At 36.3% G+C, this 12,717-nt stretch carries 12 protein-coding genes; 5 read left to right on the plus strand and 7 right to left on the minus strand.

Translation table 11 applies throughout. The features are described 5' to 3' along the window. Positions 1-154: 154 nt before the first annotated feature. Both H4J70_RS14650 and H4J70_RS14655 read right to left on the minus strand, forming a co-directional pair. Positions 155-1,114 (minus strand): PHB depolymerase family esterase, encoded by a 960-nt coding sequence (locus H4J70_RS14650; RefSeq protein WP_182245161.1) that lies wholly within the window; start codon positions 1,112-1,114, stop codon positions 155-157. 561 nt (positions 1,115-1,675) lie between these two features. Then, positions 1,676-2,440: a Crp/Fnr family transcriptional regulator gene (locus H4J70_RS14655; RefSeq protein ID WP_070374211.1), complete on the minus strand. Its 765-nt coding sequence runs from the start codon at positions 2,438-2,440 to the stop codon at positions 1,676-1,678. 335 nt (positions 2,441-2,775) lie between these two features. On the opposite strand from H4J70_RS14655, the gene dnaK reads away from it, so the two are divergent. Continuing rightward, positions 2,776-4,668, plus strand: a complete 1,893-nt coding sequence (dnaK, locus tag H4J70_RS14660) for a molecular chaperone DnaK (protein ID WP_182213900.1) — start codon at positions 2,776-2,778, stop codon at positions 4,666-4,668. A gap of 123 nt (positions 4,669-4,791) precedes the next feature. On the opposite strand, the gene H4J70_RS14665 is transcribed toward dnaK, so the two are convergent. From H4J70_RS14665 to H4J70_RS14685, 5 genes are all read right to left on the minus strand, one after another. Beyond that, positions 4,792-5,091: a YkgJ family cysteine cluster protein gene (locus H4J70_RS14665; RefSeq protein ID WP_182176625.1), complete on the minus strand. Its 300-nt coding sequence runs from the start codon at positions 5,089-5,091 to the stop codon at positions 4,792-4,794. Positions 5,092-5,276: 185 nt separating this feature from the next. Continuing rightward, on the minus strand, positions 5,277-5,654 hold the full coding sequence (locus H4J70_RS14670; RefSeq protein ID WP_182213902.1) for a PAS domain-containing protein: 378 nt from the start codon (positions 5,652-5,654) through the stop codon (positions 5,277-5,279). 310 nt (positions 5,655-5,964) lie between these two features. Continuing rightward, entirely contained in the window at positions 5,965-6,366 is a 402-nt protein-coding gene (locus H4J70_RS14675) for a hypothetical protein (RefSeq protein ID WP_182213903.1), read from the minus strand. Positions 6,367-6,601: 235 nt separating this feature from the next. Next, positions 6,602-7,393 carry a phytanoyl-CoA dioxygenase family protein gene (locus tag H4J70_RS14680; RefSeq protein WP_182213905.1) on the minus strand — a complete coding sequence of 264 codons (792 nt, stop codon included), beginning with the start codon at positions 7,391-7,393 and terminating at the stop codon, positions 6,602-6,604. Positions 7,394-7,444: 51 nt separating this feature from the next. Continuing rightward, complete coding sequence (locus tag H4J70_RS14685; protein WP_182213907.1) at positions 7,445-7,765, minus strand: hypothetical protein; 321 nt, start codon at positions 7,763-7,765, stop codon at positions 7,445-7,447. Positions 7,766-8,035: 270 nt separating this feature from the next. Here H4J70_RS14685 and H4J70_RS14690 point away from each other — a divergent pair, with 270 nt between their 5' ends. The 4 genes from H4J70_RS14690 to H4J70_RS14705 all read left to right on the plus strand — a co-directional run bounded on the left by H4J70_RS14690 (position 8,036) and on the right by H4J70_RS14705 (position 12,619). Then, the gene (locus H4J70_RS14690) at positions 8,036-8,941 is read left to right on the plus strand and encodes an ABC transporter ATP-binding protein (protein ID WP_182213908.1); all 906 of its coding nucleotides are present in this window, start codon (positions 8,036-8,038) and stop codon (positions 8,939-8,941) included. Continuing rightward, positions 8,941-10,473 (plus strand): hypothetical protein, encoded by a 1,533-nt coding sequence (locus H4J70_RS14695; RefSeq protein ID WP_182213910.1) that lies wholly within the window; start codon positions 8,941-8,943, stop codon positions 10,471-10,473. The genes H4J70_RS14690 and H4J70_RS14695 overlap by 1 nt, the downstream gene beginning before the upstream one ends. 239 nt (positions 10,474-10,712) lie before the next feature. Then, positions 10,713-11,843: a methionine aminotransferase gene (locus tag H4J70_RS14700; RefSeq protein WP_259368062.1), complete on the plus strand. Its 1,131-nt coding sequence runs from the start codon at positions 10,713-10,715 to the stop codon at positions 11,841-11,843. After that, entirely contained in the window at positions 11,831-12,619 is a 789-nt protein-coding gene (locus H4J70_RS14705; RefSeq protein ID WP_182251332.1) for an amidohydrolase, read from the plus strand. The genes H4J70_RS14700 and H4J70_RS14705 overlap by 13 nt, the downstream gene beginning before the upstream one ends. The last annotated feature ends 98 nt before the right edge of the window (positions 12,620-12,717 follow it).

The raw sequence follows: 12,717 nt of genomic DNA on the forward strand, positions 1-12,717 counted from the left end.
TTTTATATTTTGTATTTTGTTGTCTTACTTGTTCTTTTGAACCCCAATTTTAGTCACGTTGTTATTACAACTATTTACACTCTACTTGATAATTTAACAAAAATAATTAGCACTATAGTACCACAACCAAGTCGTTGTTTATTAAGGATTATATTTAAGGTGCGTTATTTTTTGTTGAAGCCAAGAGCCAAAAGTCAACAATGTGTTTAGCGGTACTAATAGGAGATTCAAGTAAGTAGTTGGCTGTTTCTCCACCATTAACTTCTTTCGGATTAACCATAATGCCATGACCTACATTAGCGATAGTCATTAACTCTACCTGAACTTTTTCTTGCTTATCTCCCCAGGATTTACGGGTGTAACCTGCTTTAGCTTTTACTTGGGGTATTAACGTTACTCCTGATAACGTAGCCCAATGATCAGCTAAGGTAATCGCATTCAACGGATTAACAATCGCATCATTATCTCCTGTCCATATAGATAATTTTGGCCATACTTTTTGATTTGGATTTAATTTTTGAACTAATAATGTAAGTTCATCTGCCGTTTGTGATGGGCCGTTTTTCATACAAGAAATAGCGGTAATTAAACCATCGGCACAAGGAAATGGAATGCCAGCAACGATTGCCCCCGCAGTAAAAAGTTCAGGATAATTAACTAATAAACTGCTTGACATAGCGCCACCAGCAGATAAGCCTAAAATATAGATATTTTGCCCAACCAGCTGTTTCTTTAAGGCCAATATCATATTTTTTATTGATAAATTTTCACCGGTTTCTGTAGCGTAATCACTAGCAGAATACCAATTAAAACAACCCTTAATATTATTTTCTAGGCTTTGCTGAGGAATTAACAAGGCAAAATTATGCTGTTGTGCTAAACCAAGCAAACCACTTTGCCTCGCCAATTCTTTTCCCTCTTGCGCGCAGCCATGAAGTAATACAACGATATTAGGCTTAGCGGTTACCGGTGAAAAATAACTTGCCGTTAGGTTGCCTGGATTATCACTGAAATCTTTTAACTCAGTTAATTGAGCATAAGAATTTTGACTAAACAAGCTAAATACTAGCGTCAGTGATATCGATAATGAAGTTAAACATTTGAGAGTAGACATAATATTAACCAAAATAAATAGTGGGTTAGATAATGAATGAAAGTACCTTAAACAAGCAATAGCACTTTAGTGCACAGCCGACTCAAGGTCTTTGGCAGAGGTATACCAGTATCATAAAGACACTTACGAATGCGTAAACTAACACCCATGACGATAAGCAAATAAATGAGGAAATAAATGAGGAAATAATAACTTAAATTCAATAGAATATTGAATAGATAGATAAATAAAAACAGCTAACTAGTGATGCTAAAAATCGACAAATAATCGTGTTATTGTGAAGACCATTTTTCAATACGATAAAAAGCCAATATTTAAATATCGGCGCTATAAAAGCGATGATGATGGCTGTTTATCAGCAGCTATATTAAACAGGCTTATGCAAATAGTGTGGTCTCAAGTAGTAATAGCAATCTATTGCTCGTCTATCACTGCTTCTTAAAAAACATGTCGATGCAATCGTTGAAAATGATTTGATAATCCAATACGAAATTGAAAAATCAGGTAAAACAACCAATGTAGACACACCGGCTACCCTATTAATTATCGATAATTTTGTCTTTAGGGTTTAAAAAAAGGGGCGTTAGGTAAAGTTTCTGTATATTTAGCTTCTTTCACTAAAGCCTCTAAATCTTTAATAATCAATTGATTACGTTTTTTGTCAAGCGTACCTTCTTTTTTCCAGTGTTGTAACTGCTTATTAATCACTTGCCTAACTGAGCCAGTCATCCGCGCTAAGGTTTCATCGTTTAAACCGTTAACCAAATGATGTTGATGCTCTGCTTCTATTGTGCCGTTATAAAACTTAATTTTATTAATATGTTCTAAAATAATACGGCTTAAACGTGTGGTAACATCGTGTAAAACTAGGCTACTGGCTTGTTGTTCTTTTTCACGCATTTTTTTCGCTAAGTAAGGCATAAATTGCTGGTTAAACTCTGGATACGTCCACAACCAATGCCGCATGGTGGAAAGTTTCACTGACAATAACTTTACCGTTGTTAAAGGTGAAACAATAACCTCATGTGGTTGATCGTCTAACAGCACCATTAAGTCAAAACAGTCACCCGCATAAAGCATATCTAAAGTGGCTTCTCTGCCCGTTTCTGGATTACTTTGTTTAATTTCTAAACTACCGCTAATCACCACAAAAAATCGCTGAGTAAGTAAAGCCGGATTAAAGTAATCACCTTTGTACCATTCATCAAGCTGAAACTCTTGTTGAAAATCTTCAATTAACTTCGCCGGTAAATCTGCAAAAATATTAGCTTGCTTTACTAAAACTGGGCTGGCTTTTTGAGGTAGATGAGTAGCGTCTTTATTCATAAGAGTAGTATTTAAGCCATAGCGGGTAAGAATAGTTTTATTCTACTCTTTGTATCTATAGAGCAAAAGACAATGTTGCTTTTTAAATTTCAATACTATTTCTCACGTTAATCTACTGACTTTTAACTTATAAAGCCGAGATAATATAAAAATTATAAAATGATCGATACTGTCATATTTGTGACAGAAGCATTTTATGACCTTAGGTATTATAGCGCCACTAACCAAACGCCTAACGTTAAAACATCACGTTAGTTTGTTTATACGGTCAAACTGCTTGCTGGATAATGACCATAAAGCATTAGACCTTTTTTAATAAATAATAGGTAATTATTATGTCTAAGATTATTGGTATAGATTTAGGTACAACAAATTCATGTGTAGCAGTTATGGAAGGTGGCGTTGCTAAAATTATTGAAAATGCTGAGGGTAGCCGCACCACTCCGTCAATTGTTGCTTATGCAAACGAGGAAACATTAGCGGGCCAACCGGCAAAAAGACAAGCCGTTACCAACTCTAAAAATACATTATTTGCGATTAAACGTTTAATCGGTCGTAAATTTGATGATAAAGAAGTACAAAAAGATATTAAGTTAGCCCCTTATAAAATTGTCAAAGCAGACAATGGTGATGCTTGGGTTGAAGTTAATGGTAAAAAATTATCACCACAAGAAGTATCAGCGCAAATTTTACGTAAATTGAAAAAAGATGCTGAAGCCTATTTAGGTGAAACGGTTACCGAAGCGGTTATTACTGTCCCTGCTTATTTTAATGATTCACAACGCCAAGCAACCAAAGATGCAGGTAAAATTGCTGGACTTAATGTCAAGCGTATTATTAATGAACCAACAGCTGCGGCATTAGCCTACGGCGTTGATAAAAATAACAAAGCTGACCAAAAAGTGGTGGTTTATGATTTAGGTGGCGGTACCTTCGATATTTCAATTATTGAAATTTCTAATGTAGACGGCGAAAAACAATTCGAAGTATTAGCAACCAATGGTGATACCTTTTTAGGTGGCGAAGACTTTGATTTACGCCTGATTAACTACCTTGCTGATGAATTTAAAAAAGAAAGTGGTATTGATATTCACCAAGACCCATTAGCGTTACAGCGTATTAAAGAAGCGGCTGAAAAAGCAAAAATAGAGTTGTCATCAGCATTACAAACTGACGTAAACTTACCGTATGTTACTGCTGATGCTAGTGGTCCTAAACATTTAAACGTACAAATTACCCGAGCAAAATTAGAGTCTTTGGTTGATGACTTAGTGAAAAAGACTATCGCTCCATGTGACCAAGCACTTAAAGATGCTGGCTTAAGTAAAGGTGATATTGATGAAATTATTTTGGTAGGTGGTCAATCACGTATGCCAAAAGTACAAGAAGCAGTTAAAACCTTCTTTGGTAAAGAGCCGCGTAAAGATGTTAACCCCGATGAAGCAGTGGCTATTGGTGCAGCGATTCAAGCAGGTGTGTTATCAGGAACGGTCGGTGATGTGTTATTACTTGATGTAACGCCATTATCACTAGGTATTGAAACTTTAGGCGGTGTAATGACTAAGCTTATCGATAAAAATACTACGATACCAACACGTGCTTCTGAAACATTCTCTACAGCCGAAGATAATCAAGCGGCGGTAACTGTGCATGTATTGCAAGGTCAGCGTGAAATGGCAACAGATAATAAATCGTTAGGTCAATTTAACTTAACAGATATTAACCCCGGCCCTCGTGGCTCGGTGCAAGTTGAAGTCACTTTTGATATTGATGCAGATGGTATTTTAAATGTCTCAGCAAAAGATAAAGCAACCGGTAAAGAGCAAAGTATTAAAATTACGGCATCAAGTGGTTTAACTGAAGATGAAGTTAATCGCATGGTCGACGATGCCCAGAAGCACGCTACTGAAGATAAGCAAAAACGTGAGTTAGTTGAACAACGCAACCAAGCCGATCAATTGATTCATACGGTACAAACGTCAATGACTAGCTTGAATGAAGATCAACAAGCCGAGCTTAAAACATTAATTGAGCAATTAAAAATGGCCGTTAATGGTAATGATAAAGCGGCTATAGAAATGCGACAAAAAGCATTACAAGAAGCGCACAGTAAAATAATGCAAGCTTCACAATCACAAGCAGAGCAGCCTCAAGGTGATGCGGCTAATGATAGTGCTAAAAACGAAGATGTTATTGACGCAGACTTTGAAGAAGTGAGTAATGGTTAATCAATGAGTGGTGGCTGATAAGGTAAGTTAACCGCTTATTTATCATAATACTGTATAAAAACAAAACCCCTAATATTAATTATTAGGGGTTTTTTATTATGATAAAATAAACAGTTAACTATTTTAAGAGGTATAGAGCTTTTCTGTTCTTTCGTCGATACATTCGTATGAACCCATCTCAAATTCTCGACAAACCCAAGGTCTATTTTCGTAAATAGAACACAATAATGTATCTCTGTTTAACGCTGAGCACAGACCATCATCAAGTCGTAACATTGATTCGTGTCCATGGTCATCAATATAGATATGCCGATGAGGCACACCAGTATCTGAAATAATTCTAACTTCTAAACTACAGCAACATGCCTGGCAATTTGCACAGGTGACTTCGGGAACGGGAATATTTTTTACTTCAATGTTCATAATAAATAATAAATAACAATAAACTTAATGGTGAGTAGGATACGCTAAACCGCTCAGCTTCTCGAGCAAATAGAAGCTGATGGGGAAAATAGCAGACATAAAAAGAACTGATTAAAGCACTGCACTGCAAAACAGCCACAATATTTTGTACAACTTGGAGACGCTATTGCCTCTCAATACTAACGTTAGAAATCAAAATGTTTAAAGAAAACATCATAAATGACCTTTTCTACTTCAGTTCCATAACAACGCGTATGCTTAAATTCGCCATCTTCTTCGTAAACACTAGAGTTGTAGATAATATATTTAATTTCATCTTTGCCTTGAACTCTTGCAGGATAATTTTTCAATATATCAAAATCGCTCAAACGTGTCATCATGTCCGCTAAACAGCTTTCATCTATCTGAAACTCTGAGATGTGATGCCCTATATATTCATTTTTTGTATAACCTAACACTTCAAGCTCACACTCATTGGCATAAACAATAATACCTTCTGGCGATACAGCATGAATACCAATCGATGAATTATAGATAAAGTCTTCTGGATTCTCTGTAAACATAAAATCACCTAACGCCTTACTCGCGTCAAAATAGATAGTTAAAAAATAGACGATAGACAACAGTAAACTATTTCTGCCAGCTTAAGTCACTCATAAAAAATAATTGGTCGCTAAACATTAGTCGATAAACGCAGAAACACAACAAGTGCTCATTTTAACTTAGCCGCAAACTAATAAGTTTAAGAGTAGTTCAGTTCAGCTCAAATAAATATCCAGAAAAGTATATATTCAAGAGAACACTAAAATAACAATACTTTGGCTTTCAAAATGCGCAAAAAACGCTTTAATAGCACACTATTTTTAAAAACAATTATAAGGAAACTAATTCTTTCTCTAACCATTGTTTAGCCGTTGGTGTGTCACTAAAAAATTTATTTTTAATGCCAGCCTTCTTATACACAGCCTCAAATTCAAGTTGAGTGGTTAATGCAAATGAACTATGTATCATATTAATGGCAATTGCATTAGCGGTTCCGTGCTTCACTTTATACAAGTGATAATCTAAACCTTCCTGTGTTGCTAATGTTTCTCCTTTAAGTATCACGATGATCCCGTAATTTATATTGATAAAATTTTCTAGGACGACTTGTTGTAGATTAGCGTGCATTTGTTTGAAAAACTCGACATTCCATGGACCCTCTGCATCGATAATAATAATATTATTATCGAGTGTGAATTGGCATTGGCCATGCGAAGCAAATTTTTGAATCAATGAAATCTACCTATGTTATCTAATGTTAATTAATCGAGAAGCTCGTTTTATAATCATTTATCATTAAGCATAATCTATAAAATTAATGTAATAAAGTTAATGTAATAAAGTTAATGTAATAAAATATTGATTAGCTGTTATTACCCCATTGAAATCATCAGCTGTTTTTTTTATAAAAAATTTAGTCTATTCAAATAGCTCAATTTAAAAATTAATACCAATAATAAGTGTTGCTTTACTCTTTTAGCTTTATTGCCTTTAAGTCGAGGGTATTGGTAAATAACCTTGGGTTTTCAATCTTATCTAGCATCGAAAATTCGGGTAAACAATCGTCATCAACGTAGTCAGCAAAATCGCCAGCGGGATCAAAAACTAAAATATCTAATGCTAATCGATCAAGTCCATACAAACCACGGTGGATCATATCCGCCGAAAAAACTAATAAATCACCGGCCGTTAACTTTATTTCTTTACCGGTAGAAAGGTTTTCGCTGCTCACTCTGCCCTTTTCTTCTTGTCGAACATTAAATTCTTCTTCGTTATCCCAGCGTTTATGTGTTCCTGGCACTAATTCCATACCGCGCTCATCAAATAATGGCACACGTAAGTGAACAACTTGTGTCTCTTGAATAGCTTTTTTCTGTTCTTCAACCTCGTGATCATATTGACAATCTCGATGCCAAAAATCTTTTTGTGCTGGATTAACCGGGTTAAAAAACAATTGAGTATTCATAAAGGCTGGTTTTGCCGCTATAACAGACTCGACAACAGCCATTATTTTTTTTGAACTAATAAAATTGAAAAGCTTAACGCGATCGTCAAATGCTAAGTACTGACTGCCGGTGATCAAAGAAGAGTTGAACGCTTCTTCTTGATAAAATTTTGCGTGATCTTTTTTCCAAAGATCGTGAAATTTCAATACCACTTGTCTTAGGGCTGAAATTTCAGTGTCATTAAAATAATTTCTAATAACAAAGTAACCTTGGGCATCATAATGCCCCTGCAACTGACTTTGATTTTCTAACATTAACGGCTTTTACCTTGGCTTGACTGTTTAGGATTATATTTTGACGATTGATTAACGCTCATATCTCATCCACAGTTTGTAATAAACCGCATTACACTTAGCATTATCATCCATAATGCCGTCTCTATCACAATCGGAACCCGTCAAAGATTTAACAACATCAGTGCCATATTCGGCGATATCTTCTGGCTCAGGTTTAACTTCAATGGTGACTTTAGGGGAATGTTCGATGAATTCGCCAACGTCTTTGTATCGTGAGAATTGTTCTTTTGAAATAATATCACCGACATCAACTTTTTTCGCTTCGAAAGCGTAGACATCTGTTGCACTAAACAACAAGAATACAACAATAAAGACAGCTATAAATTTCATCAAATATGCCTAAAAGTTATTAAAATTAACATGCTGATTCACCTGAAAAGGCCACGCTATTATTTCACGCAAGTATTATAAAACACAATGTCACCGTTGTACCTTAGTGAAATTTATTAATCGTTAATAATTTCACTAATAGTTGGTTTAATTGAACATTTATTTTCAAAAAAATAAAAACCAAAAACAATAAACCATTGAATTAAAACAACTTATTCTTGGCGTAAACTTTGCTAAATAGATAACATCTTAATGTCGAAGGGAAATACAATGTTATTGGATATTCAATCACTTAGCCATCAATACCAAAGTGGCAAGCACACACAACTAGCAATCAAATCATTATCACTACAAGTTAGACCAGGGATTTTAGGCTTACTAGGCGCTAATGGCGCAGGAAAATCTAGCTTAATGCGTATTCTTGCTACGATAACAAAACCTAGCCAAGGAAAAATTTTATGGCAAGGACAAAACATTGTTAAATCACCACAATTATTGCGTAACGAACTCGGTTACCTGCCTCAATATTTTGGCGTCTATGACCAATTGTCGGCTATTGAATTTTTACAATACATGGCTGGCTTAAAAGGGTTAAATCAATCTTTAGCGACTCAAAGAATCGAGGATTTACTTGCTAAGCTCAACCTTACCCATGCTGCTCATATGCCATTGAAAGGTTATTCGGGGGGGATGAAACAGCGCATTGGCATTGCACAGGCTTTACTTAATGACCCTAAATTATTGATTATTGATGAACCAACTGTGGGTCTAGATCCACAAGAACGTGCCAATTTTCGCCAGTTATTAACTGAATTAGCCGATGATCGTTGCATTATTTTATCAACTCACATAGTCGCAGATGTTGAATCTATTGCTGACCAAATTGCGATTATGCAAACTGGGCAATTAATTCAATCAGCAACTCCAAAGGCACTACAAGAAAAAGTTGCCGATAAATGCTGGCAACTCACCACTAACTTGAATGAATTAAAACAAATTCAGCACGACTTTATTGTCAGCCACAGTGTGCGAAAAGACAACAAGGTCGAGTTAAATATTGTCGCTGAACACTGCCCTGATGCACGAGCAATACCAAGAGCGCCAACATTAGAAGATGCGTATCTCTACTTTACCAGTAATAAGCGTGCTCGAACTGTTCTTGCGAGGGCATGTTAATGAATCAATTATGGCAATGTACGGTCGCTGATTTTAAACAACGAACACGCCAGCAAAGCTTTGTGGTTACTTTACTGGCGATGTCGGTATTAACCTTACTTTTTTTCCCTTCACTCGATGCTCAATATCAAACACTTATTATCAATGGTTATAGAGGTCTTTATAACAGTGCCTGGTTAGGTGTTTGTTTAGCGATGTTAAATGTTTTATTTTTACCTATTATTTGTTTTTATCTCATTAAGAATGGTCTTGAATTAGATCGAAAATCGATGACCTGTGAACTTATTGCTGCCACTCCTATGAGTAAGTTAACTTTTATATTCGCCAAATGGTGCACCAATGTTTTAATTTTGTTTACTATCGTATTGGTTATGCTGATCAGTTGTATTTTACTGCAACTTTATTATGGGGAAAATTATCAGATAGACCTTTGGGCGTTAGCTTGGCCCCAATTAGTCTTTGTTCTACCTGTGTTATTAGTTGTTGCTTCACTGGCGATAATGTTTGAATCAATAAAGTGGCTTAAGGGGGGCTTTGGCAATGTTGTTTATTTTTTCTTGTGGACCGGCTCTATTGTTCAAACCATTGAAAGCGTTTCAGGGGTTGGCGCAATACTTTCTGCTATAGAAACCGAGGTTGCAGAACGTTTTCCGTCACAAGCAGGCTCAACACATATTGGCGTAACGGTTGTTGATGAAGAAAATGCAGTAAACACTTTTCTTTGGCAAGGAATAGAGCCAACAGCACAGTATTTATCGAGTATTCTGCCGTTACTGATCATTTGCTTAAGCTGTTTTATTATTGCAGTAATCTTTTTTGATCGCTTTAGTCGAAACCCCGTACCTGAAACCAAACAAACCTCATGGCTAATAAACACCTTAACCCGTCAAGTGTTCAATCGACTCGATGCACTATTTACCATGCTAACCAAGCACTTTGCTTTTACTCGCTTATTACGTTTAGAACTAAAATTATTATTAAAAAGCCATTCGATTTACTGGCTGTTAGGTCTTTTAACGTTAAATATTATTCAACTATTTATTAGTCAGCAATTACTGGTTAGCATATTTTTACCGCTGTCATGGTTATGGTGTGTTTTAGTGCTTTCACAGCTCGGCCAAGTAGAAAAGCAAGCAAATACGGTTGAGTTAATCACCTACAGTAAAAAGTCAGCGCTATTGCAAAGTTTAGCGAGCTACTCTGCTGCATGGATATTATTAGCATTGGCAAGTTTGGGTAGTGTACTTAGATTTGCGGCGATAGCCGAGTGGCTGTTAATCATACAATTAATTATAGCCATTTCATTTACCGTATCCCTAGCTTATTTTTGTGGGGTATTGACCGGCACAAAGCGAATGTTTGAAGTGCTATACCCGGCAATTTGGTATATGGGACCGATTCAAACAGCACTATATCTAGACTTTTTTGGCGTTAATAGCACCATGAGTTGGCAAGCAGGCATGCCTTATTATTATGCTGCTCTCGCAATTGGCTTAATGTTGTTAACAGTACGCGCTAAAAGTAGCCGTTAATTTATTAACGGTTGTTTACACTAAGATATCGATTTAAAAAGGATAACGATTGAACTCATCAGCCGTTAGCCTTAACATTCGATTATTGTTTCCCGGTCTATTTAAATAAAGGCCGATTGAACCATGCTTATTTAAGCTAATTTTCCTCAAAAATATCGACTTAATAATCCAGGGAGCCTTTTGTGCCATCTTCTTTTACCAGTAAACTGCCCAATCTAGATACCAGTATTTTCACAGAAATGTCGATGATGGCAAATCAATATCAGGCAATTAATTTGTCGCAAGGTTTTCCTGAATTTGATACTCCAGAATTTTTAAAAGATAAAATAAACTTAGCCATTAGTGAAGGTAAAAATCAATACTCACCCTCAAACGGTTTACCTGAGTTATTAACGCAAGTTGCCGCTATGGTGCATCGACAGTATCAAACAGATTTAACCACTGCACAAAAACTTAATGGCTTAAAAAACGTTACAATAACCTCCGGGGCTACCGAAGCACTATGGGTTGCAATACAAACGCTGGTTCGCCCAAATGATGAAGTTATTATTTTTGATCCCGCTTATGATTCTTATGAGACAGCCATTGAACTTGCTGGTGGAGTTTGTCGCCATGTCGCACTAGATGCGCCTAACTATGCAATAAACTGGTCCTTAGTTGAGCAAACAATTAATGAAAATACACGTGCCATTATTATCAACAGCCCACAAAACCCAACGGGTTCAATACTGAGTGCTGCAGATCTTACTAGCTTACAAGTTTTGCTTGAGAAATATGATTTATATGTAATAAGCGATGAAGTATACGAACACATGACGTTTGACGGCTTACGTCATGAAAGTATTTTACGTTACCCTGATTTGTTTAAACGCGCCTTTGTCGTCTCTAGTTTTGGTAAAACCTTTCATTGCACCGGCTGGAAAATGGGTTATTGCGCCGCTCCTGATGCGCTTACGGTCGAGTTTAGAAAAATTCATCAGTACGTTACCTTTTGTTCATTTACCCCGGCACAAATAGCTATAGCGCAAATGCTAAAACAGCACCCCGAGCATATCACCGAGTTATCAAATTTCTATCAGCAAAAAAGAGACTTACTGATCAATGCACTAAAAGACTCTCGCTTTAAAATGCTACCGTCAAAAGGTACTTATTTTTTATTGCTTGATTACTCTGCAATCTCAGCACTTAATGATCGTGAGTTTTGTCATTGGTTAACCCAAGAAGTTGGTGTTGCCGCCATTCCATTGAGCCCCCTGTATCCCGCTGACAAAAGGGAGTCTTATCATCAAAACAATAAAGTAATCAGACTTTGTTTCGCAAAAAACGACGATACCCTACTTAAGGCCGCAGGAATATTATGTCAACTTTAACCATAGCCGCAGTGCAGTTCGATATTAGTTGGTTAGACAAACAAAGCAATTTTGATCGTTTAGAGCAACTTTTCAAAGATCACTTTACTGACCATGCGGCTGCCGATTTATTATTGCTACCAGAAACATTTTCAACCGGTTTTTGTATTAATAGAAAAGATGTGCAAGAGCCAGAAGATGGTGGCTCTGCTCTACATTGGTTAAAAAAAATAGCAAAGCAATATAACTGTGTAGTGGCTGGCACGGTTTTAGTGAGCCAAAATGATAAAAAAGTGAATCGTTTTTATTGGGTCTTTGCTGATGGTAGGGTTGAACATTATGACAAGCGCCATTTGTTTCGTTTAGGTAAAGAGCAAGACTTTGTTGAGCAAGGCCAGCACAGAAAAACAATCAACATTAGGGGTATAAAAATACTGCCTTTGGTTTGTTATGATTTGCGCTTTCCTGTTTGGTCGAGAAACCGCCAAGATTATGATCTTATGGTCAACGTTGCTAATTGGCCTGCTCCACGTCGTCATATATGGGATACCTTATTAAAAGCCAGGGCAATGGAAAATCAAAGTTTTGTCGTTGGAGTTAATCGTATCGGACCAGATGGTAACGATATGCCTCACTCTGGTGGCACAACTTTCATTAATTTTGATGGTGAAAACATACTTTCTGCCACTGATCACCAACAACAAATCATCACAACCCAACTCGACTTCAGCAAACTTGATAAATTTAAAAATCAATTCCCCGCCTTTTTAGATTCAGATAAATTTGAGTTGTATTAAAAACCAGTCGATTTATTCTCGTAACCCAAAGCCGTTTATTGTTATAAACAAGACAAACCTAAAACAACATTATAAGTGGTTAAGTTGTTTTAGGTTTT

Source organism: Colwellia sp. BRX8-9 (assembly GCF_014077245.1).
In the GTDB taxonomy this organism is placed as follows: domain Bacteria; phylum Pseudomonadota; class Gammaproteobacteria; order Enterobacterales; family Alteromonadaceae; genus Colwellia_A.